The following is a 22325-nucleotide window of genomic DNA, read 5'->3' on the forward strand; positions in this document are numbered from 1 at the left end:
AGTTGCGGCGTCGTTCGAAGATTCGACACAATAGACAGTCATTGCCGAACGGGCGAATCCAGGCCAAAAATGACGACCATACAGCGGGACACAGAACGTCTCTATCTGGACTACGCGGCAACCTGGCCGATGCGCCCCGAGGTGTGGGAGGCCATGGGGGCCGAACTCCGGCACGGCTTCAATCCGGCCAGCGCGCACAGGCCCGGACGCCGAGCCCACCGCTGTCTCGAGCTCGCGCGCGGACGGATCGGGGAGTTGTTGGGATGCGAGCGATCGTGCCTCTTCTTCACGGGGGGCGGCACCCAGTCCGACAACCTCGCGATTCTGGGCTTCGTGCGGTCGCACCAGGATCTGAGCCCGCGGGTCTTCGTGTCGGAGATCGAGCACAAGGCGTGTCTCGAGGCGGCGGAGCGCGGCGAGGCGGAGGGAGCCCGGGCGTATCGCATTCCGGTGGATGGCTCCGGGGCGCTCGACCTCGAGTGGCTGCGGCGGGAGCTCGAAGCGGATCCGGCCGCGCCGACCCTGATCTCCGTCATGTGGGCCAACAACGAGATTGGCACCGTGCAGTCGATGGACGACATCGTGGCGCTGGGGCACGAGTACGGCGCGCTCGTGCATACGGACGCCGTTCAGGCGCTGGGCAAGGTCGAGGTCGACCTCGAGCGCACCCCGGTCGACCTGCTGTCCGCCACGGCGCACAAGCTTGGCGGACCCGTCGGCATCGGCCTGCTCTACCGCCGACCGGGAGTGACGCTGGAGCCGCTGAGTTACGGAGGTGGCCAGGAGAGGTCGATGTGGCCGGGCACGCAGAACCCGATTGGCGCCACGGGCTTCGCAACGGCGCTGGCGCTGGTGATCGGGGACCGTGAGTCAGAGGTGGCGCGCTGGACGGCGCTCCGCGACCACCTCGAGGCGCGGCTTATCGCGGAGATCCCGGACGCGCGGATTCACGGGCGCGAGGCGCCGCTGCGACTGCCGAACCTGGTGAGCGTGGGGATTCCGGGCTGCGACAGCGGCGCCGTTCTCGTCTCTCTCGACTTCGAGGGGATCGCCGCCTCGGGAGGATCTGCCTGCGGGTCCGACTCCAGCGTCGGCTCCGGCGTGCTGGACGCCATCGGGATCGCGGGCGATGCACCGTACGCCGCGGTGCGGTTCAGTTTCGGCCACGAGACGTCCCTGGCCGACATCGACCGGGCCGCCGACGCGATCGCGCGAGTCGCCGCGCGCGTGCTCGCCCTCACGGCATGACGAACCCCGCACGATGATCGCGCCCTCTCGTCTCGCGGACTCCGTGCTCGTCGCCATGTCCGGCGGCGTGGACTCGTCGCTCACGGCGGCGCTGCTGGCGCGTGAGGGTCGCCCGATCATCGGCGTGACGATGAAGACGTTCTGCTACTCCGGGACCGAGGGCCCCAGCCGGACCTGCTGCGGTCTGGACGGGATCGCCGACGCCAAGTCCGTCGCGGCACAGCTCGACATGCCGCATCACGTCTTCGATGTGGAAGCGGATTTCACGCGGGATGTGATCGACGACTTCGTTTCGGAGTACGCGGCGGGGCGGACGCCGATTCCCTGCGTCCGCTGCAACAGTTTCACCAAGTTCCGGGATCTCGTGCAGCGGGCAGACAACCTTGGCTGCCACTGGCTGGCGACGGGACACTACGCGCGCGTCGTCCGGCCCCGCTCCGGGCGTCCGGAACTCCGCCTCGGCGCGGACGACCGCAAGGACCAGACGTATTTCCTGTGGGGAATGCCGCGTCAGGCACTTGACCGTCTCCTCCTGCCGGTGGGCGACCTCACGAAGCCGCAGGTGCGGGACGAGGCCCGGCGGCTCGGTCTGGACACGGCGGACAAGCCGGAGTCGTTCGAGATCTGCTTCGTCCCGGACAACGACTACGCCGGGGTCCTTCGCCGCTACCTCCCCGACGACCACCCGGCCCTCTCACCGGGAGCGATCCGCCTCGAGGACGGCTCCGCAGCCGGAGAACATCTCGGCTACGCCCACTACACGGTGGGCCAGCGGAAGGGGCTGCCGGGGGGCTTTTCCGAACCGATGTTCGTGCTCGAGATCCGGCCCGAGTCGCGCGATGTGGTCATCGGCCCGCGGGAGTCTCTGGCGCGTTCCCGTGTCGCTGCGCAGGGCGTGAACTGGCTCGCGGAGCGCCCCGTCGCGGGAGAGCGGATCGGCGTGCGCATTCGGCACGGGGCCGCGATCGTCGACGGGGATGTGATCGAAGTGACGCCGACCTCGTTCTCGCTGAAGTTGCCCGCTCCCCAGTCGGCCATCACGCCGGGCCAGAGCGCGGTGCTCTATCGCGGTGACCTTGTTCTGGGCGGCGGCGTGATCGTGTCGAACTGACACCGCCTCAGTGCGGGAGGCCCTCCTGCTTCGCGAGATCCTGGACCGCCTTCAGGCCTTCGCCGGACAGGTCGGGAGTCTCCACGATGACCTTGACGAGTTGATCGCCGCGGTTGTCGCCGCGCCGGAGTCCCTGGCCACGAATCCGGAAGGCGGTACCGCTCTGCGTGCCCGGCGGGATCCTCAAGACCACCTTGTTCCCGTCAATCGTCCTCACCTTGACCTTCGAGCCGAGGATCGCCTGCGCGACGTTAATGGGCACTTCGCACGCCAGGTCCAGCCCGTCGCGCGTGAAGAAGCGGTCCGGTTCGACCCGAAACTTGATGATGAGATCGCCGGCCGGGCCGCCGCCCGGACCGCGCTCGCCCTGGCCCGACAGGCGCACCCTCGAGCCGGTCTCGACTCCCTCGGGCACCTTGACGCTGAGCTTTCGTCGTGTATTCACCTGCCCGCGGCCCGAGCAGCTGGAGCACGGCGTTTCGGGGACGGCGCCGCGCCCCACGCACACGGGACAGGGTCGACTCACGGAGAACCCGCCCTGCCCGAATGTGACCTCGCCCTTTCCCTCGCACTCGGGGCAGCGCTGCAGGGACGTGCCGGGGGCCGCGCCGTTTCCGTCGCAAGTGGCGCACTCCTCGCTGATCGGCACGGTGACCGAGACTCTGCCGCCACGCGCGGCGGTGCGGAGCGGAATCGTGACCAGGTACTCGACGTTTCGGCCCCGCTGGGGTCCCTCTGTCTCCGTCCGGGTTTTCTTTCCGAAGTCGAAAATGGACGAGAAGATGCCGCCGATGCCGCCGAGGTCGGACAGATCCTCGAACTTGAACCCGCCTCCGCCCCCCGGGGCTCCACCCGCCGGGCCCGGGCTGAACGCGCCGAGGCCGCCGTACTTGCGCACCCGGTCGTACTTCTTGCGCTTGTCGGGATCGGACAGGACACCGTGCGCCTCGGACACCTCCTTGAACTTCTCGGTCGAGGCCGGGTCTCCCGCGTTCGCGTCGGGATGGTGTTTCTTGGCGAGCGAGCGGTAGGCCTTCCGGATATCGTCGGCGCCCGCGTTCTCGGCGACCCCGAGAATCCTGTAGTAGTCCTTCGCCTGCGTGGCCATCGGATCAGGTGGCTTCTTCGTCGTGGCGGAAGACCGTTACGCGTGCGGGACGCAACAGCCTGTCGCCCAGCCGGTAACCGACGAGCACGACGTGCGAAACGAGCTCGTCGAGCGCGGGGTCGTCGGTCGGCGTCATCATGAGTGCGTCGTGGAGGGTCGGATCGAAGCGCTCGTCCACCGGATTCACCTGTTCGACGCCGGCGTCCGCCAGCACCTTGGCGAACTTGCGGGCCACGAGACTGATCCCCTCGTGCAGCGCCTCGGTCGTCGTGCCGTCGCACGGCGTGTCTGCCACGCGCTGCAGGTCGTCCATCACCTCGAGCAGCTTACCCGCCAGCTCCGCTCGGGCTCTTTCTCCGGCTTCGCCGAGCTCCCGCCTCGTCCGGCGCCGAAAGTTCTCGAACTCTGCCGCCAGGCGGAGATGACGGTCTCGCAGCACCGCGAGTTCGCCTTCCGCGTCGGGCGCCTCGTCGGGCTCCGGCGCGGCGACTTCATCGACGTGCCCGGGCGTTTCCGGCGCTTCCGCAGTGTCTTCGGCCTCGAGACCCGACACGTCCGGAGCGGACTCTCCCCGCTCCTCGCTTATCTTCTCCCGTTCACCCATCGACTATCCTCGTAAGCCCTGTCTAACTGCCAGGTAGGGGTACACGTGAACCCAGCCAACGCATCGCCTCCACGGCGGCGGCTTCGCGAATCTCATTCCGGCTGTCTCCGAAGTTATGACACCGGGCCTCGCTCGAGGGACCATCGAGAGCAATCCACACGGTGCCGACGGGCTTTTCTGCGGTGCCGCCCGAGGGCCCGGCGATGCCGGTGACGGCGATGGACCAGGTGCTCCTGGCTACGCGCCGCGCCCCCGCCGCCATCTCCTCCGCCACGGCTCGCGAAACGGCACCGTACCGGCGGAGGGTTGCTTCCGATACCCCGAGGAGTGCTCGTTTGGCGGCGTCATCGTAGCTCGTCAGCCCGCCCCAGAACACCTCCGAAGCCCCCGGCACGGCAGTGAGGGCCGCACCGATCAGACCCCCCGTGCAGCTCTCGGCCAACGCCAGCGTATGGCCCCTCTCGCGCAAGCGCCCGATGAGTACCGCGGCCTCGTCGAGCAGCGCGTGACTCCCGCTACGAATTACGCCCCGCCATGACGCGCGAGAACGTGCCGACGTAGGTCACGGCCGAGGCCAGGGTGAGCAGCACCGCGGCGGTGAGGAGGGTCGTGGTGAACCAGCCGTGGAGCGCGGAGAACCAGCGCCAGGCCGATCCGGATGGTGCTGCGAACCCGGGGGTCAGAAAGGCCACCCAGAGAATCGCCGAGCCGATGAAGATGTTCTGGGCGAGGGTCTTCCTCTTCCCGAGGCTCCGAGCCGCCACGATGCGGCCGCGCCGCGCTAGGAGGAATCGCAGAAGCGTGATCAGCAGTTCGCGGCCCAGGAGGACCACGACAGCCCAGAGCGGAACCACGCCGAGCAGCGGCAGAGACCCCGTGTCCGACTGGCCGAGGTTGATGCTGTAGACGGGAATCAACGCCGCGACGAGCAGCAGTTTGTCCGCCAGGGGATCGACGATTTTGCCGAACGAAGTCACCTGTCCGCGGGACCGGGCCACGTGCCCATCCCACAAATCGGAGAGCGCGGCGCAGACGAACAGGACGAACGCGAGGAGTCGGGACAGCGGGCTCGGCTGCAGGAGCAGAACGGTCACGATCGGCGCCGCCAGGATTCGTCCCGTGGTGATCGCGTTCGGGAGGTTCAGTGTGGTTCCCCGCTCTCAAGTACGCCGTCACCCACCAGCACGGCTTCGAGACCGCTGAGGACGGCCGAAGCTCTCTTGCGAAGCAGCGGACGCTCCTCCCAGGCCAGATAGTCTCGAAGCAGAGGAAGGTCGTCCACCGATGGATGCGACTTCAGATAACCGAGCGCAGCCAGCCGCCGGAGAGGGTGCGGACTGAACAGTTCGCGGCGGTGTCGACGCATCTGGTCGCGCGCAAGATAGATGCCCAGTCCGACCGCGGCAGCGGCGCCCAGCAGGGCGGCCGCGGCGATCTTCCAACCCGTCGCTGCGCCGCGATCGGGGTCTCTGTATTCGATCCGCGTGGTCATGGCATCTCCCGCCGGCCGGCGAACGCCTCGGCGATGGTCACGCCGTCGGCGTATTCGAGGTCTCCCCCCACGGGCAGCCCGCGGGCGAGACGCGTAATCGATACATCGGCGGATGACGTCAGCAGACGCTGTAGATACGTCGCGGTGGCCTCCCCCTCGACGCTCGCGTTCGTGGCGATGATCACCTCCCGCACCGGGTCGCCGAGGCGCCGAAGCAGGCCCCGGATGTTGAGGTCTTCGGGCCCCACCCCGTCCAGCGGAGACAGTCGCCCGCCAAGTACATGATACAACCCCCCGAAGTTCCCCGAGTTCTCGATCGCCGGGATGTCCGAGGCCTCCTCGACCACGCACAACTGGGCCGGGTCCCGTCGCGAACTGCGACAGAATTCGCATGGATCCACATCGCTGAGATTCCCGCACGCCCCGCAGACCCGCACTTCCGACGCCACCCGATCGATGGCTCGGGCCAGCCGCCGCGCGTCGTCCTTCGAACTCTTGAGCAGATGATAGGTGAGCCGCCGCGCGGTCTTGCGGCCGATTCCCGGCAGCCGGCCCAGCTCGCCGACGAGGGTCTCGATCGCGTTCACGAGCGACCGAACAGGTTGCCGAGACCCGGCATCGGCAGCCCTCCGGCGGCCTGGCGCATCTCGCTCTCCATCCGCTCGCGGGCTCGGCGCTGCACCTCGGAGGCGGCGGCAACGATGAGGTCCTCCAGCATCTCCACTTCTGCCGGGTCGACCACGGCGGGGTCGATGGAGACGGCCTTGATGTTGCCCTGGCCGTCCGCCGTGACCTCGACCATTCCGCCGCCCGAGGCCGCGATCATCGTCTGGCGCTCGAGCTTCTCCTGCATCTCGGTCATCCGAGCCTGCATCTGCTGGCTCAGTTGCATCAACTGCTGGAGGTTCACGCCTTCCACGGCCATTACTCCTTCAGGATGAGGCCAAGCTCGTCGACGGCTTCCCTCAGTTGTGGATTCCCGTCCATGAGCCGCTCGACGCGGGTCCGGGCCGCCTCTCCGGCGGTCATCCGTCCGCCCCGGTTGTCGACGATCTCTACGTCGAGACGTTCACGGCCGAGACGGCTCGCCAGGTTCGCCCGGAGCGGATCGGATCGCGGCCGGTCCTTCAACAGTTTCTCCAGATCGGGGCGCAACCCGGCCGACACACGGAGCGTGAGGCGATCTTCGACCAGCCCCTGCACCTCGGCGCCCCGCAGGGCGACCACGGCGACGCCTCCCAGGCCTCGCGTCTCGGCAACGGCCGCGGCCCACGCGTCGCGAACTCGAGCGGAGCCGTCCGCGCCGGTCGACGGTGTCTCTTCCGCAGCCGGTTCAGGTCTCCGGGGCGGGTCGTCGGTGACCGGAGGCGCGGATGGCCGGCCAGGGGCTGGAGACGGAGCGGCGGGGGCGGAGTCGCCTGTGCCGCGAGGTTTGCGCGGCGCTTTCGTGCGCGCCGGAGGCGTGTCGACGGACTCTCCCCCCAGCGCGGCCAGGAGTTCCTCGAGTGCGACCGTCGACTCCATGCGTACGAGCCGCAGGAGCAGCACCTCGAGCTGAATTCGCGGCTGAGAGGACCGGTGCAGGGTGCCGGAAGCCTCGAACTCGCCGACCGCGGCCAGCATCCTCAGGAGGTCCGCCGGGACCATCGCCTCGCCGGCCTGGAGAAAACGCTCCCGCGACTCGGGGAGGAGTTCTGCGGAATCGGCCTCCGGGTCGAGACGCAGGACGAGCAGGGTCCGCAGCGCCTCCCCGAGTCCACGCAGGAACTCCGCCGGGTCGTATCCGTCGTCGAGGAGGGTTTGGACGAAAGCAAACACTCGCGCCCGATCGCGGCCCGCCGCGATCTCGAAGAACTCCAGATAGCGGTCCTCATCCACGAGCCCCAGCATGAGCCGCACATCCGCCAGTTCGACCGTGTCGCCCCTGAACGAGAGCACCTGGTCCAATGAGGAAAGGGCATCGCGGACTCCGCCCTCGGCGCGGCGCGCGATGGCCCGGAGCGCTCCGGGCTCGGCCGGAATGTCCTCGCGCTCGAGGACCGTTTCGAGCCGGCTCGTGATGTCCCCGACGGAGACCCGCCGGAAATCGAACCTCTGGCAACGCGACATGACGGGGGCCGCCCCGCGCTCGATCTTCTGAGGCTCCGTGGTGGCGAAGGCGAAGATCACCCGTGGCGGTGGCTCCTCGAGGATCTTGAGCAGTGCGTTCCACGCGTCGCGGGTCAACATGTGGGCTTCGTCGAGGATATAGACCTTGTAGCGCTCCTCGCTCGTGGGCGCGTACCCCGCCCGACGCCTCAGGTCGCGCGCGTCCTCGACGCCGCGATGGCTGGCGGCATCGATCTCCACGACATCGAGCGAGGCGCCCCCGGACCAGATCCGCTCACACGACTGGCACACGCCGCACGGTTCGCCCGCCGCCTGCTCCGGGCAGTTGAGCGCCATGGCAAGGACACGAGCGGTCGTCGTCTTGCCGACCCCGCGGGGGCCGCAGAAGAGGTAGGCGTGCCCCACCCGGCCGGACTCGATCGCCGCCCGGAGCGTGGGTCCGACGTGGTCCTGCCCGATCAGCTCCGAGAAGCTGCGGGGCCGGTAGGTTCTCGCAAGCGCGGTACGGTACACGGGCTCGTGCGTGGTCTGGACCGGCGGGGTCGCGGCCCCGGCCGGTGACGAATTCTCTCGGTCTGACGCCGCGTGAACGACCCCAGGCGTGCCGTGGCGACCGTCACACGCTTACCGCTGCTACCTTCACGGTCCTGACGGGATTCACGCGCTCCGGCCCCACGGGCCTGGGGCACCGGTATCTTAGCGGCCCGTTGGGGCGGCGGCCAGAAAACTCCGTCAGAAAAGGTCGTCGCCGTAGAAGGCTTCGGGGATATGCTCGATCCGGTGGCTCCTGCCGGGGTCGAACTCGACCGCAACGAGGTCGAACCGGAATTCCGTCCCAACGCCGGGATGCTGCCGGATCCACGCACCGGCCGCGCCGCGAATCCTTCTGCGCTGCGCGCGCGACAGCGCCTCGGAAGGCGACTGCACACCCGACCGCCGCGTCTTCACCTCTACGAACGCCACTGTGTCGCCGGTGCGGGCGACGAGGTCGATCTCCAGTCGGCCGACGCGCCAGTTGCGATCGAGGATCTCGTATCCCTCCGCCGCGAGGTGCCTGGCCGCCAGGCGCTCGCCGAGGTTGCCCGTGGCTCTGGCTGGGACGCGGCGTCCGGTCCGCTCAGCCGTGAGCCGGAACCGCGGCGCGGGCGATTCTGCGACCGATGGCGTCGGCGATCGCATTGAGCTCGATCATCAACCCGTCGAATTGCTCCAGTGTGAGGGACTGCTGGCCGTCCGAGGCCGCCGAGGCCGGATCGGGATGCACCTCGAGGATGAGCGCGTCCGCGCCAGCCGCCACCGCGGCCCGTGCCATGGGCCCCACCTTCGACCGGGCACCGGTACCGTGGCTGGGGTCGGCGACGATCGGCAGGTGCGAAAGCTCCTGGATGGTGACGATCGCGGTAAGGTCAAAGAGATTGCGCGCGTGCGTGTCGAAATTCCGCACGCCGCGCTCACACAGCATCACGCGCGGTTCGCCTTCGGCCACGATGTATTCCGCCGCCAGCAGAAGTTCCTTGATTGTCGCCGCCATTCCCCGCTTCAGCAGCACCGGCTTGCCCGCCCGGCCCGCCGCGCGGAGGAGCGAGTAGTTCTGCATGTTGCGGGCGCCGATCTGGATGATGTCGGCATATTCGCTGACCAGGCCCATGCTGTCGGTGTCGAGCGCCTCGGTGACGATCGCGAGCCCGGTCTCTTCGCGCGCACGGGCGAGCAGTTGGAGTCCCTCTTCCCCCAACCCCTGGAAGGAGTACGGTGAGGTACGCGGTTTGAACGCGCCCCCGCGCAGGACCGTCGCTCCGGCGGCTGCGACCCTGCGGGCGGCCTCGAGGATCTGTGCGCGAGATTCCACGGCGCACGGGCCGGCCATGATGACGACATCATCGCCGCCGATCCGGACCCCGTTTTCCAGTTCGATGATGGTGTCCTCGGGGCACCACTCCCGGCTGACCTGCTTGTACGGCTGGGAGACGTGGATCACGCGCAGGACTCCCTCGATCCCCACGAGGCGACTCTCCTGGACGCGTCCGTCGTTGCCGACCAGCCCGACGGTCGTGCGCTGGGAGCCCGGCATGGGCCGCGCCCGGTATCCCATGTTCTCTATCGCGCGGACCACGTCCTCGATCTGTCCGGACGTGGCACCGTGCTTCATAACCACCAGCATGGTTCCCCCTGTGAGTGATTCTGTGACGGAGCAGGATAGTCTGGTGGGCTCACCTGTTCGTCAACGTGACCCGGAGCCCCTCCCTCGCCAGACACGTCTCTCCCGTGTAGCCGGCCTCGGCCACGAGTCGGACGACATCACGACTCAGCCGGAAGTGCGGGTACACGTGCGTGACGATGAGGAGCCCTGGTCGCGCGGCCGACGCCACGGCGGCGACACGGGCGGGAGACAGGTGGTTGTCGGACGCCTGCGCGTCGTCGAGCGAGCATTCGCACACGAGCGCGGTCACGCCGTTCATGAACGGCCCCAATGCTCTGGAAGGGCCCGTGTCGCCGCTGTAGCCGAAACTGGACGTCGTTCCGTCGAGCCGCCATGCGACGCTCTCGTCCGTGTGCGGGGTCTTGTGGGCTTCGAGCCGGGGACCGGCGGGCAGAGCGCGGGGTTTTCCGGGCGTCAGTTCCTCGATGCGCAGGGGGAAGCCGGGGTCCAGGACGAACTCGCCGTACGCGTGCGCCAGCTTCTCGAGGAAATGCGCCGTGCCGGTGGGACCCCAGACCGTGAGTGGACGCTCCCGGGGCGTTTCCAGCCCATGCCGGAAGGCGAAGAAGAGTCCGGGCAAGGCGCCGACGTGGTCCGCGTGGAAGTGGCTGATGACGAGGTCGGTGAGGCCTCCCCACGGCAGCCCCAGTCTCGCGAGCGTCTGGACGGCGCCGGGCCCGCAGTCGAACAGGACGCGTGCGTCCTCCGCGGATACCCAGTAGCAGGAGGCCGCCCGGTCGCCCTCGGGCACGACCGTGCCGCAGCCGACGACGGTCAGTTCGTCAGCCGGGGACTTCGCGGTGCTCAAGCCGGCTGCGTGGCCGGGTCCAGCTCTACCCCGACGATCGAGGAGACCCCGGCTTCCTGCATCGTCACGCCGTAGATCCAGTCGGCGTTGGCGATGGTGAGCGGGTTATGGGTGATGACGATGAACTGGGTTTCCTGCTTGAATTCCTCCAGCATGCGGACGAAGCGGAGGATATTGGTCTCGTCCAGCGGCGCATCGACCTCGTCCAGCAGGCAGAAGGGACTCGGCTTCGCCAGATAGATCGCGAAGAGGAGTGCGAGCGCCGTCAGGGCGCGCTCGCCGCCCGACAGCAGGTGGATCCGCTGCGTCCGCTTGCCGCGGGGACTGGCCGAGATCTCGATCGGCGAATCGAGCGGGTCCTCGGGGTCTTCGAGCCAGACATCGCACTCGCCGCCCTCGAACAGTGCGTCGAAGGTCCGATGAAAATTGGACCGCACCTGCTCGAACGTCTCTGACAGCGCCGCGGCTGCCCGCCGGTTGATCCGCCGAATAGAGGCGCGCAGGTCGTCCCGGGCGCGATTGAGGTCGTCGCGCTGGCTGGTCAGAAACTCGAGACGCGTCTGCTCTTCCTCGTATTCCTGCTGGGCGAGCAGGTTGACCGGACCGATGCGCGCGATCGAACGCCGTGTCCGCTCCAGTTCCTCCTCCCACTCGTCGGGATCCGTGTCTTCGATGGGCTCGACACGGTCGCGAAGCTCCGCGAGCGGGGCGTCCCACTCCGCCTCCAGACGTCCTCGGACGGTGGACTGGGCCGCCTCGAGCTGGGTGATCTCCAGTTCGAGCCTGTGATGGGTCTCGACCCTCTCCCGCTCGAGTCGTCGCGCATCTCTCAGGTCCGCCTCGAGTCGTTCCAGCAGCTCCCGGCGCTCGGAGATGCGTTCCTCGATGGTCGCCAGATCCGTGTCGCGGCGGGCTCGGGTCTCGAGCCCGGTCCCGATGAAGGTCTCCGCCTCTTCCGAATGGCGTTCGCTTTCGGCGATGAGCGCACGGAGCCTTTCGTCTTCCCGGGTCAGCCCGCCGGACCGCTCCTCCACGTCCTCGACCGCCTCCGCGAGACGCTCCTCGATCTCCCGTCGATTCTCGACCTCCGCCTCCCGACGCGCCTGGGCGAGTTGGGCCTCGTGAAGCTCGGCTCTCGCCGCCTCGGCCTGGTCGCGGGCCGTCGCGGCCGCGTCCCCGGCGGTCGTGTAGGCGGACTCCAGTCCGGACACGCTCCGCTTCAGTTCTTCGGCGCGCGCTTCCCCGCTCTCGGAGAGACCGACTTCGTCCTCGCTGAACGCTTCGAGCTGTTCGATGCGGCCGGTGAGATCTGCGCGTTCCTGGTCAAGCCGCTCGAGGCGGGCTTCGGCGGACGCCCGGTCGGCTTCGGCCTCGCGCCGGGCCGCTTCCGCGTCCGAGACCGCTTTCTCGCGAGAACTGGCCCGAGCGCGTGCTTCCGCCGCTTCGGATTCGAGTTTCTTCAGGATTTCCCTCGACCGGGCGCGCGTCCGTTCCAGCCTTTCGACAGCCTCGCGGTGCTCTCGCAGTTCGGCCCGTCGGCTCAGCACACCCTCGCCTCCGGCTGCGCGCCCAAGGTACACGGCGCCCCAACGGTCCTGGCGCCGACCCTCGGAGTCGACCCACGGGTGCGGACGTCGGGTCAGCTCGCCGTCGGGAGGGACTTCCACGCCCGCGAGGAGCGCTCTCACCCAGACTGCGCCGGCGCCTTTCACCCGCACGTGGTTCAGGAGCGGCGCGTCCACGGCCTCGGCGGCCGGGAGCGGCCCCGGCTCGAGAGGCAGGACCACGACACCCTCTTCCCCGCCGCGACGTTCGAGCCACGTCTCTACGGCGCGGACCGCCGCCCAGTCTCTGACGACCACCCCGTGCAGATAGGGGCCGAGGTGGGACTCGACGGCCGGCGCCCACGGGCCGGGAGCCTCCATGAACTCCGACAACGTGCCGTGGAGACCGGGAATCGCGGATCGATCCTGCAGCAGCTCCGCGACGGCTTCGGGCAGCAGCGCGCTCGACCCTACCAGCGACGCGAGACTCGAGGCCCGCGCCCGTGCGGTGGCGAGCCGGCCTTCCAGGCTGGCCCCCTCTTCGCGGGCGCGCCGGAGCGCCTCGTTGGCCTGGGAAGCGGCGTCCATCGCCGCCTGAAGACGTGTGCGTTCGCGTCCAAGACGATCGTTCAGTTCCGACTCGAGGTTCGCGGCCTTCGCCGCCTGCGCACGGAGTTCGCTCTCCTGCCCGGCCAGCGAATCGAGCGCGGGGCGTCGGCGTTCCAGTTCCTCGCTTCGGTCGCGGGCCCGCGCTTCGCTTACGCTGAGCTCGAGTTGCCAGCGCTCCGCCTCTCGCCGTGCGTCCTCAAGCTCCTCGCGGGCGGCGTCGCGCGCCGAGGCTGCAGCGCGCGCCGCCACTCCGAGGCCATCGGCCTCCGCCCGGAGTCGGGCCGCGATGCCGGCACCTTCGACCGCGAGCGATTGTCCCGTCTCCAGCGACGTTCGCGCCTCCGCTACGCGCACGGAGAGATGCGCTCGCCTCTGTTCGATGAGGCGGGCTTCGGCACCGAGCGCGGACAGGCGTTCGCGCGCGGTCGTGATCCGCTCGCGCGCCAGGAGACGCGTACGTTCCCGCGCCTCGACGGCCCGTCTTGCCTCCTCGACCTGGCGGGCCGCTTCGGCCCGCTCGCGCTCCATCTCGGCGTGCTCGATGCGGAGCCTCTCCGCCTCGGTCTCCGCCGTCCGCACATCGACGTGCCCCGAGGGCGTCGCGCGATCGAGGCGCGCCAGTTCGCCCTGGGCCTCCGCCAGTCGCCTTCCCGTCTCCTCCAGTTGTGCGTCGGCTACGGCCACCTCGAGTTGCAGAAGTCGGGCCCGGAGCTTCGAATGGCGTTCGGCCCGGCCCCGCTGCTGGCCGAGGGACCGCACCTTCGATCCGACCTCGATGAGCACGTCGTCGAGCCGCTGCAGGTCATTCTCCGCCTGTTCGAGCCTGCGCATCGCGATGCGACGCCGGTCCTTGTAGCGCCCGATTCCGGCCGCCTCCTCGAACAGCGACCGCCGCTCTTCGGCGCGATCCGAAAGGATGGCGTCCACCATGCGCCCTTCGATCAGCGCGTAGGCGTTCGCGCCCAGGCCGGTGTCGCGGCAGAGATCCAGGACATCCTTGAGCCGGCAGGCCGCGCCGTTCAGCGTGTACTCGCTCTCGCCTCCGCGATAAACGGTCCGGCCGATGGCGACTTCCGGGTAGGGCACGGGCAGCACCCCGTCCTCGTTGGCGATCTCGAGGAGGACCTCCGCGCGGTGGATGGGCTGGCGTGCCTCCGTCCCCCCGAAAATCGCCTCCTCCATCCTCGAGCCGCGGATCGCCGTCGGGCGCTGCTCCCCAAGCACCCAGCGCAGCGCGTCGGAGATATTCGATTTCCCGCAGCCGTTGGGGCCGACGATGGCCGTGATCCCATCGTGAAGTTCGATTCTCGTCCGGTCGGGGAACGACTTGAATCCACGCAGCGTCAGGGCTTTGATCTTCAAGTGCGCTCAGGGGGTTGAGGAAGCTTCGTCACCGCGTCTCGCGATCAGTGTCGCGGCTTCTCCGGCGGCCTCCAGTATCTCGGCCATGGGGACGGCGGCGTCCTCGTTTTCGTACGCGCCGCCGTATACACGAAAGATGGTCCTTCCGTCCAGCGATGTCTCGAGGCTGTAGGCCGCGACGCCGCGCGACGCCAGACCCGCAATGCGCGCCTCGACCTCGGTCCGATCAGTGAACAGACCCAGATCGTACGCCAGCCGAACGGGGCGAAGCTGCCACGCGTTCACCTCCTCCACTTCCCCCGCCAGCGCGAAGACGTCCAGGAGAGCGGCAGCCTCCGCTTCGCTCTCGGCCGCTCCCGCGAGAACGCGGTGGTAGAGGATGTCCCGCACCGAGGTCGGTGCGATGAAATACAGCGACCCGGCGGAGGCGGCGCGGAGGTCTTCCACTCGCCCTTCGGCGTCGCTCCGAGACGCGAAACTTCCGAGGAGCACGGAGAACGGCCGCTCGCGCGCGGCGTCGAATGCGAGGCTCAGCGCGTCCGGTTCGGTCTGGGCGGGGGCGGGATCCCCTGCCGCCTGGCCGGCGTCCGGCGCAGCCCCGGCCTCGTCCAGCTCCCCCGGCCCGCCTGCCACGGTCTCGGCGGCGATATCGGGCCTCATGTTCTCGAACGCCCGCCATCCGCCCACCGACAACCCGATCACGACCGTCGCCGCCAGCACGAGCCGCGTGGGCGAGTGGGCGCCGGAACCCTCTCCGGGTGTGGACTCGGGCGTCGTCGGCTGAGGCCCGGCCGGTTCGGCAGCCGCCGTCTCGGACGCCGCGGTCTCGAGGTCCGCTTCCGTGCCAAACGGGACAGAGCCGTAGGACTGTAATTCGTGGCCGTCCCCAACCGGGGTCTCGCCGAGGAAGACGCATCCGTCGACGAGCCGGCGCAGACCAGGCGAGAACCGCATCCGTTCCGTCACGACAAGGAACGCCGTTCCGTCCCGCTCCCGCACGCGTGACAGGAAAGTCTCCAGGGCATCGCCTTCGCGCAGCGCCGCCGCGGCCGCGGGATCCCGGCCGGCCGGGAGGTACACGTAGGGGGAGTCCTCACCCTGAACGGCCACTTCCGCCAGGCTCGCTCGACCGTCGAGGAAGGCCGCCATGCCGGCCGACTCCCCAGCGCCCGTCAGTTCGTCGAGTGGAGAGGGGCCGGGCTCCGTGTTCAGCAATAGCGTGTGCTCGCGGCGCCGGGCGATCGATGTCGCGATAGCGTCCACCACAGTCGCGCTTCTCTCCGCCTCCGATTTCTCGTGCAGGAGCGCCACGATACGGGCACTGTCGGGCAGGTCCCACGCGAAGGGCGCTGCCTCTCGATTGCCCTGTTTCCGGTCGTCCGATGGGGTGGCGTCGCCGCTCAACGCCGCAGCCCGGTCGCCCGGTCCCCTTCTTCTTCATGGATCCATGCATCGATGCCGCGCTCGCGTCGCAGCTCTCGTGCCACGGCCTCGGCATCCGGTCGGGACGTGTATGGGCCGACCAGCAGCCGATACCACGTGTCGTTGGCCTCGTCCACGCGCCGGAGCACATGCGTCGAATATCCCGAACCGTCCAGCAACTGTCGTATCCGTCCCAGGGTGGTCAATTCGCGGGAGGAGACCGCAACGGCATAGAAGCCGCCGGGCAGTCCGGGCAGTTCCGGCGCGGGCGACGCGGCGGGCGGGTCCTCGCCCGGCGGTGCATCCCCGATTGGAAGATCCGCCGGGGCGCGATCCGGAGGGGTCCCCATCGTCAGCAGCCCGATGCGATCGAACGCGAAGGGCACGCTGTCCGCGATCGCCTCAAGGGCCTCATCCGTGTCTCCCATCGTATCGTCCGCGGCCACGGCGAGCGCGGCAACCGGGCGTCGGCGTCCCCACCTGAAGGGGAGCCACCAGGCGTCGACGGGACCATCCACGATCTCCAGCTCGCCGGTCGCTTCGGAGACGAGCCCCAGCTCGGCGCCGGTCGACACGAGAACCCCCGTCCCGGGTAGCGCGAGGGGGAGATCGGCCCGCCACTCTCCGGGCACGGGCTCCGGGTCGGTCCGGCCCGCAGTCACCGACCATGCGACCGAGCCATCGAACGCGACGAGCCTGTCTCCCGTGATGCCGGGCCGCAGCGCCTCGAACGGAGCTTCGACTCTCGATGACCCGGCTTCTTGCCATGCGTATCGATCGATCGTCGCAAACCGGGGACGGTCGGTCGAGGCCGCGAACACGCGGTGCTGGGAGGGCGAGGTGGCCAGCGCGACCGCGGGGCCGTCGAGCTCCATTCCGTCCCCCGCTTCGAGGTCGGGAATCGACCACGCCGTCAAGCGGCGGTCTTCCTCCGACGCCACCACGACCTGCCGCCCCCACCCTGTGAGTACGACCGGCCCCCGCGTGTCCACGGCCCGGGTCGCGGCGGGGGCGGCGTCGCCCGACTCCCACACCGCGAGCTCGGGTCCGCCCGAGCCTTCGACGAGCGCGACCACCCGACCGCTCGCGGCGGGCGCCGCCCAAAGCACCTCGCCATCAGCGGTGATCTCCGACGCACTCGTGGCCGTAAGCGCCAGGATCCGGTTGTTCGCCACGAAAGCGCCGCCCGTGGCCGAGGCGATCCACCGCGCGCCCCGGGGCGCGTCCGGGAGCCGCTTCACCGCCTCGACCGGCGAGGTGGTGTAGAGCTGGAGCCGTTCCCCACGCCGGAGTACGGCTGCGGACCCCAGTGAGTAGGCCGACGTAACAGGGCCGAGATTCAAACGCCCGGTCCACCGGACCGCTGACGGATTCCCGATCGCACGAAACTGGGCAGGACCACCCTGAGTCGGGATGACGAGAAGTCCGTACCGCGCGAGCGATGAGCCGGATACCAGGGCTGGTCCGTCGAGGGGGTCGGGCTGATCGTCCGGAGGACTGCCGCACGCCGCCGCCGCCCAGAGAGTAGAGAGGATAGCCAACAGCGCCGCCGGATTACCCGCCCCGCGAGCGACGAAGCGAGAGGAACAGACTCCCAATGAACTCGTCACATCAGCCACATCCACCGGCCCACCCTCAGAGGTACGATTGTAAAGCTAGCGGAACCGTCAAAAGAGCCGCAAGAAATCGGAGCGGCCCCGGCCTCGGTTCATTCCAGCTGGAACAGGGGGGCATCGCCCCACAGGCGCTCGAGTTGGTAGAATTCCCGCACCTCGCCGAGGAACACGTGCACGATGAGCCCGACATAGTCCATCAGTACCCATCGTCCCGCGGTCAGCCCTTCCACTCCGACGGGACGGAAGCCGTCCTCGCGCGTCCGATCGAGGATATTCTCACTGATCGCCCTCGCGTGCGTGTCCGAGTCGCCCGTCGCGATCACGAAGAAGTCGGTCACATCCGACAGCCCGCGCAGATCGAGGATCGTCGGAACGCGCGCGTTTCTCTCGAGCGCCGCCTGCGTTACGCTGCGGAGTTCGGGAGACGGATCCCCCCGCTCCGCGAGCCGACGCCACACTTCCTCCAGAGGGAGTGGACCCATGACGGGCGGCCGCAGGCCGCTATTCCTCCGCGATGACCCACACCTTGAGCGCGGGTTCCACGTCTGGGTGGATGCGGAGCGGGATGTCGTAGACCCCGAGATCCTTGATCGGGTCGTCCATCCGGATCACCCGGCGGTCCAGTGAGACGCCTTCCTTTTCCAGTTCCTCGGCGATGTCGGCCGACGTGACCGAGCCGAAGAGCCGGCCACCCTCGCCCGCCCGCCGAACGAAAGTGATGGATCTCCCTTCGAGCTCGCTTGCGAGCTGCGTGGCCGCCTCGCGTTCTCGCGCGGCCGACTGCTCGATCTGTCGCCGCTCTTCCTCGAACCGCCGCCGGTTGCCCTCGTTCGCGGCCAGCGCAATCCCCTGCGGAATCAGGTAGTTGCGCGCATAGCCCGGCCGCACGCTCACCATTTCGCCCGCGAGACCGAGGTCGGCGACGTCCTTTCTCAGAATGACTTCCACCATCGATGCCTCCATTGGAGCCCGCCGGCTGTCCGGGGGCTCACTCTCCGTTTGTTTCCACCCCCAGGCGCGATCGGAGGTCCAGCCACGTATCGCTGACGCCGACCACGAGGGCCGCCCCGATGGTCACCGGATACAGCAGCAGCGCCGCGAGAGCCCAGACTGCGATGACCCAGCCGGAGCTTATCACCGAAGTCCCCAGCCACACGAGGACCGCGGCGCCTCGCAATACGTAGAGGCCACCCATGATCGTGACCAGGTTGGCTCCCGTGCGCGGAGCCCACCCTCCCGCTGGGAGGACCAGTAGCGCCAACCCCAGGACCAGGATCCAGGCCAGGTGCTCACTGAACCGAAACTGGCGCAACGGCGGCAGCGGCGCCTCCTCTCCCCGGATCCGACCGAGGACATACACGGCGATGGCCAGCGCCGCGACCGAAGCGAGCACGAGCATGGCGGGGTAGACCGCCTTCCACAGCTCCGCGACCCACCGCACGGCGTCCTCCACCACGCGTCCACCGAGTATCTCCAGATCCCACGTCGCCAGCGCCCGGTCGAACTGTCCCGAGACCTGCCAGTGGAGGTCCGCCAACAGTTCGGGCCGCAGGACCCCCAGCACCCCCACCGTACCCCCCGCGATCGCGACGGACGCGATGGATCGATTGAGAACGGGTCGGGACGGCGCCAGCGCCATGCTGACGGCGAAGCCGCCTGCGAGGAGGGCCGCCCAGCCCCGCTCGAGGTACCACAGCGGAGTCGGATCCTGAAACCCCATGGCCGCTCCGGCCAGGAGCAGCAGCGCCAGAACGACCGTACCCGGCCGCGGCGGCTCGAACGCCAGGATCGCGACGGAGGTGGGGATGGCCATGATGGCCATGAGCCCGAGGGGCGACGAAGTGAGCGGCGACAGCAGGATGATCAGCAGGACGAGCCCGACCGCCCGCCAGAGGCCGCGTCGACGCTCCGTCAGCGGCCGAATCCTCGCAGCCTAGTCGTAGTAGCCGCGGATATACGGCAGCAACGCAAGATATCTCGCCCGCTTGATGGCCGTCGCCATCTGTCGCTGGTGACGCGCACACGTCCCCGTAGCCCGTCGTGGCAAAATCTTGCCGCGATCCGAAATATAGCGATCCAGCATGCGGTCATCCTTATAGTCCACACGGGGGATCCTGCCCTCGCAGAACCGGCACGCCTTCCGAAAGGCCATCTACTCCTCCTTCGCGTCGGATCCGGACTCATCTTCGTCGGGCTCGGGGTCGACCTCCGCCTCGGCCGCCTCGCCCGCCTCGCCCGGTTCGGCATCCGGCGAATCCGTCTCGTCCGCTGTGTCTTCCTCGTCCGCCGTGTCCGTCTCCTCCGCCGTGTCCGTCTCCTCCGCCGTGTCCGCCACATCCTCCTCGACGTCAGCATCCGCCGAGGTCGGCTCTTCGGCCTCGGGCTCGGGTTCGGGCGGAGCCTCCTCCGCAGGAGCCTCCTCTGCGGGAGCCTCCTCTGCGGGAGCCTCCGGCGCTGCAGCAGCCTCGGGGGCCTCCTCCGGGGTCGGCAACGGACGCTCGGCGAGGACGATCAGGTAACGGAGCACCTCGTCCTCGAGCTTCAGCACCCGCTCGAGTTCGGTGAGGGGATCCGGACCCGAAGTGAACTGGGCGACGACGTAGTAGCCGTTCTTCTGCTTCCGGATCGGATAGGCGAACTGACGCTTGCCCCAGTGGACCGACGCCGTGATCTCGCCTGGGCCGTCGCCGGCGACGATGGCGTGGTAGCGCTCGAGCTTCGCCTCGATCTCCTCGGAGGTCAGGCTCGAACGGAAGATGTACACGATTTCGTAATCGCGCATCGAGCAGCTCCTCTGGTCTCGGTCGGCCCCGACCCGTGGTCGGAGCAGGAGTCTGATGTCATTGGTCGACCCGCCTCTGAAGGGGCGGGAAGATCGCAAAAGCTAGGTCATGTGGCCCCGGTGTCAAGTTTGTCGGCGGGGCCTTCGTCAACGGACCGCTAGAAGAGTCCGAAGGCACGCAGGACGCCGCTGACGGCGGTGAACGCCGACTCCGCGGCCCCCGGCACGGCTTCGGCCATCCCGTGCACGTCCACGAACCACGGCGCGAGGACGAGCGAAACGACGCTCATCAGCTTCACGACGATGTTCATCGATGGCCCGGAGGTGTCCTTGAAGGGGTCGCCGACGGTGTCGCCCACCACGGCCGCCTTGTGCGGCGGGGAACCCTTCCCTCCGTGCGCGCCTGTCTCGATGTATTTCTTGGCGTTGTCCCACGCGCCGCCCGAGTTGGCCATGAACAGCGCGAGCAGCACGCCGCTCACGGTCGCGCCCGCGAGTGCCCCGCCCAGGGCCTCGATCCCGAGGAAGCGGCCGACCGCGATCGGGACGATGATGGCGACCAGGCCCGGCACGATCATCTCGCGCAGCGCCGCCCGCGTGGAGATGTCCACGCAGCGCGCCGAATCGGGCTTCGCCGTGCCTTCCATGATCCCCGGGATCTCACGGAACTGGCGCCGCACCTCCGCCACCATGCCGGCCGCCGCACGTCCCACCGCCGTCATCGTGAGCGCGGCGATGAAGAACGGCGTCACGCCCCCGACGAAGAGCCCCATGACCACGAGCGGATCGATGAGGTTGATCCCGGTCTCGCGCAGCCCCACGGCGTTGGCGTAGGCGGAGAAGAGGGCCAGCGCGGTGAGCGCCGCGGAGCCGACGGCGAACCCCTTGCCGATCGCCGCCGTCGTGTTGCCGAGCGCGTCGAGCGAGTCGGTGACGGAACGGACATCCGGGCCCAGTTCCGCCATCTCGGAGATGCCGCCCGCGTTGTCCGCCACCGGGCCGTACGCGTCCACCGACATCGTCACGCCGACCGTGGCCAGCATGCCGACCGCGGCGATCCCGATCCCGTACAGGCCGGCGAAGTTGAAGGCGAGGAAGATCGCGGCGGAGATCAGCAGCATCGGAATCGCGGTGGATTCCAGGCCTACCGCGAGACCGGTGATGATGTTCGTGGCGGACCCCGTCTCGGACGCTTCGGCGATCTTCCGGATGGGCTTCCCGGCGGTGTAGTACTCGGTCACGAGACCGATCGCGATCCCCACCAGAGATCCGAACAGCATGGCCCAGAACGGGCCGGCATTCGGATGGACCAATACCCACTTGCCCTGCGCCACGGCGTCGAACAGTTGGAGGTTGACGGTGATCGCGTAGGCCACGACCCAGAAGATCACCGCCCCGATGACCGGCGCCCAGCGAAGAGCCGCGGCGGGGTTCATCCGCTCGAGTGCGCGGATCGCGAATATCCCGAAGAGGCTGGCGAGGAAGCCCGCCATGATGTAGAGGATCGGGAGCGCTACGGCCGCCAGCCGCGACCCGTCCAGAATCATCGAACTCGTCACGCCGATGACGATGGTCGCGATCACCGAGCCCACGTACGACTCGAATATGTCCGCGCCCATGCCCGCGACATCGCCCACGTTGTCGCCCACGTTGTCGGCGATCGTGGCGGGATTGCGGGGATCGTCCTCCGGAATGCCGGCTTCGACCTTGCCGACCAGATCCGCGCCGACATCCGCCGCCTTCGTGTAGATCCCGCCTCCGACGCGAGCGAAGAGCGCGATCGACGAGGCGCCCATCGCGAACCCCGAGATAATCTCGCCGAAGGGCCGGAAACCGATTGTCTGCGGATCGTAGATGGTGATGACCGCACCGATCCCGAGCAGGCCGAGCGCCGCCACGGCCGTCCCCATGACCGCGCCGCCCGAGAAGGCGACCCGGAGCGCCTTGGCCTGGCCGTCCGACCGTGCCGCCTCCGCGGTCCGCACGTTGGCTGCGGTCGCGGCCCGCATCCCGAAGAAGCCGGCCAGGATCGAGCACGCCGCGCCCAGGCCGTAGGCGAGGGCAGTCCGGGGGCCGACCAGCCAGAACAGCAGGGCCGCAACGATCACGATGAACGGCAGCAGTACGGTGTACTCACGTCTCAGGAACGCCATCGCGCCGGCGTGAATCGCCTCGGCCAGCTCGGCCATCCTTTCGTTCCCGATGGGCTGGTTCTTCACGTACATGAACAGAGCGAACGAGAAGAAGAGCCCGATCACACCGAGCCAGATCGCGAATTCGATGGTTCCGACCACGTTTGTCAGCTCCCTT

Annotated in this window: 22 protein-coding genes and 1 other RNA gene; 2 read left to right on the forward strand and 21 right to left on the reverse strand. The window is 68.8% G+C overall.

What is annotated here, in order from left to right:
• The first annotated feature begins 69 nt into the window (after nucleotides 1-69).
• Together ACN9M6_RS01925 and mnmA are read left to right on the forward strand one after the other, a co-directional pair.
• The gene (locus ACN9M6_RS01925) at nucleotides 70-1248 is read left to right on the forward strand and encodes a cysteine desulfurase family protein (RefSeq protein WP_419161227.1); all 1179 of its coding nucleotides are present in this window, start codon (nucleotides 70-72) and stop codon (nucleotides 1246-1248) included.
• 13 nt (nucleotides 1249-1261) lie between these two features.
• Complete coding sequence (mnmA, locus tag ACN9M6_RS01930) at nucleotides 1262-2359, forward strand: tRNA 2-thiouridine(34) synthase MnmA (RefSeq protein ID WP_419161228.1); 1098 nt, start codon at nucleotides 1262-1264, stop codon at nucleotides 2357-2359.
• Between the two features lie 7 nt (nucleotides 2360-2366).
• Here mnmA and dnaJ read toward each other — a convergent pair whose 3' ends face one another.
• From dnaJ to ACN9M6_RS02035, 21 genes are all read right to left on the reverse strand, one after another.
• Entirely contained in the window at nucleotides 2367-3467 is a 1101-nt protein-coding gene (gene dnaJ / locus ACN9M6_RS01935) for a molecular chaperone DnaJ (RefSeq protein WP_419161229.1), read from the reverse strand.
• 4 nt (nucleotides 3468-3471) lie between these two features.
• Entirely contained in the window at nucleotides 3472-4071 is a 600-nt protein-coding gene (locus ACN9M6_RS01940) for a nucleotide exchange factor GrpE (RefSeq protein WP_419161230.1), read from the reverse strand.
• Nucleotides 4072-4093: 22 nt separating this feature from the next.
• Nucleotides 4094-4594: a CinA family protein gene (locus tag ACN9M6_RS01945; RefSeq protein WP_419161583.1), complete on the reverse strand. Its 501-nt coding sequence runs from the start codon at nucleotides 4592-4594 to the stop codon at nucleotides 4094-4096.
• On the reverse strand, nucleotides 4587-5216 hold the full coding sequence (gene pgsA, locus ACN9M6_RS01950) for a CDP-diacylglycerol--glycerol-3-phosphate 3-phosphatidyltransferase (protein ID WP_419161584.1): 630 nt from the start codon (nucleotides 5214-5216) through the stop codon (nucleotides 4587-4589). Before pgsA ends, ACN9M6_RS01945 begins: the two co-directional genes overlap by 8 nt.
• A complete protein-coding gene (locus ACN9M6_RS01955) occupies nucleotides 5213-5563 on the reverse strand; it encodes a hypothetical protein (RefSeq protein ID WP_419161231.1) in 351 nt (116 codons plus the stop codon). Before ACN9M6_RS01955 ends, pgsA begins: the two co-directional genes overlap by 4 nt.
• Nucleotides 5560-6150, reverse strand: a complete 591-nt coding sequence (gene recR, locus ACN9M6_RS01960) for a recombination mediator RecR (RefSeq protein WP_419161232.1) — start codon at nucleotides 6148-6150, stop codon at nucleotides 5560-5562. The genes ACN9M6_RS01955 and recR overlap by 4 nt, the downstream gene beginning before the upstream one ends.
• Nucleotides 6147-6473, reverse strand: coding sequence for a YbaB/EbfC family nucleoid-associated protein (locus tag ACN9M6_RS01965; RefSeq protein ID WP_419161585.1), 327 nt, complete (start codon nucleotides 6471-6473; stop codon nucleotides 6147-6149). The genes recR and ACN9M6_RS01965 overlap by 4 nt, the downstream gene beginning before the upstream one ends.
• Nucleotides 6474-6487: 14 nt before the next feature.
• The gene (dnaX, locus tag ACN9M6_RS01970) at nucleotides 6488-8185 is read right to left on the reverse strand and encodes a DNA polymerase III subunit gamma/tau (protein WP_419161233.1); all 1698 of its coding nucleotides are present in this window, start codon (nucleotides 8183-8185) and stop codon (nucleotides 6488-6490) included.
• A 77-nt stretch (nucleotides 8186-8262) separates the two neighbouring features.
• Nucleotides 8263-8358, reverse strand: an RNA gene (gene ffs / locus ACN9M6_RS01975) — signal recognition particle sRNA small type.
• Between the two features lie 46 nt (nucleotides 8359-8404).
• Nucleotides 8405-8851, reverse strand: coding sequence for a YraN family protein (locus ACN9M6_RS01980; protein WP_419161234.1), 447 nt, complete (start codon nucleotides 8849-8851; stop codon nucleotides 8405-8407).
• Entirely contained in the window at nucleotides 8790-9833 is a 1044-nt protein-coding gene (aroF, locus tag ACN9M6_RS01985) for a 3-deoxy-7-phosphoheptulonate synthase (protein ID WP_419161235.1), read from the reverse strand. The genes ACN9M6_RS01980 and aroF overlap by 62 nt, the downstream gene beginning before the upstream one ends.
• Before the next feature lie 49 nt (nucleotides 9834-9882).
• Complete coding sequence (locus ACN9M6_RS01990) at nucleotides 9883-10680, reverse strand: MBL fold metallo-hydrolase (protein WP_419161236.1); 798 nt, start codon at nucleotides 10678-10680, stop codon at nucleotides 9883-9885.
• Nucleotides 10677-14195, reverse strand: coding sequence for a chromosome segregation protein SMC (smc, locus tag ACN9M6_RS01995; RefSeq protein ID WP_419161237.1), 3519 nt, complete (start codon nucleotides 14193-14195; stop codon nucleotides 10677-10679). The genes ACN9M6_RS01990 and smc overlap by 4 nt, the downstream gene beginning before the upstream one ends.
• Nucleotides 14196-14201: 6 nt before the next feature.
• Nucleotides 14202-15599 carry an SPOR domain-containing protein gene (locus tag ACN9M6_RS02000; RefSeq protein WP_419161238.1) on the reverse strand — a complete coding sequence of 466 codons (1398 nt, stop codon included), beginning with the start codon at nucleotides 15597-15599 and terminating at the stop codon, nucleotides 14202-14204.
• Nucleotides 15596-16960 (reverse strand): SPOR domain-containing protein, encoded by a 1365-nt coding sequence (locus ACN9M6_RS02005; RefSeq protein ID WP_419161239.1) that lies wholly within the window; start codon nucleotides 16958-16960, stop codon nucleotides 15596-15598. The genes ACN9M6_RS02000 and ACN9M6_RS02005 overlap by 4 nt, the downstream gene beginning before the upstream one ends.
• Nucleotides 16961-17325: 365 nt before the next feature.
• A complete protein-coding gene (gene rsfS / locus ACN9M6_RS02010; protein WP_419161240.1) occupies nucleotides 17326-17715 on the reverse strand; it encodes a ribosome silencing factor in 390 nt (129 codons plus the stop codon).
• Between the two features lie 19 nt (nucleotides 17716-17734).
• Nucleotides 17735-18184 (reverse strand): 50S ribosomal protein L9, encoded by a 450-nt coding sequence (rplI, locus tag ACN9M6_RS02015; RefSeq protein ID WP_419161241.1) that lies wholly within the window; start codon nucleotides 18182-18184, stop codon nucleotides 17735-17737.
• 37 nt (nucleotides 18185-18221) lie between these two features.
• Entirely contained in the window at nucleotides 18222-19157 is a 936-nt protein-coding gene (locus tag ACN9M6_RS02020) for a DUF2232 domain-containing protein (RefSeq protein ID WP_419161586.1), read from the reverse strand.
• Nucleotides 19158-19166: 9 nt separating this feature from the next.
• Nucleotides 19167-19385 carry a 30S ribosomal protein S18 gene (gene rpsR / locus ACN9M6_RS02025; RefSeq protein ID WP_419161242.1) on the reverse strand — a complete coding sequence of 73 codons (219 nt, stop codon included), beginning with the start codon at nucleotides 19383-19385 and terminating at the stop codon, nucleotides 19167-19169.
• Nucleotides 19386-20015: a 30S ribosomal protein S6 gene (gene rpsF, locus ACN9M6_RS02030; protein ID WP_419161243.1), complete on the reverse strand. Its 630-nt coding sequence runs from the start codon at nucleotides 20013-20015 to the stop codon at nucleotides 19386-19388.
• 158 nt (nucleotides 20016-20173) lie between these two features.
• Nucleotides 20174-22309 (reverse strand): sodium-translocating pyrophosphatase, encoded by a 2136-nt coding sequence (locus ACN9M6_RS02035; RefSeq protein ID WP_419161244.1) that lies wholly within the window; start codon nucleotides 22307-22309, stop codon nucleotides 20174-20176.
• Nucleotides 22310-22325 lie beyond the last annotated feature (16 nt).

Origin of the sequence: Candidatus Palauibacter sp. (assembly GCF_965197445.1) — a bacterium.
In the GTDB taxonomy this organism is placed as follows: Bacteria; Gemmatimonadota; Gemmatimonadetes; order Palauibacterales; family Palauibacteraceae; genus Palauibacter.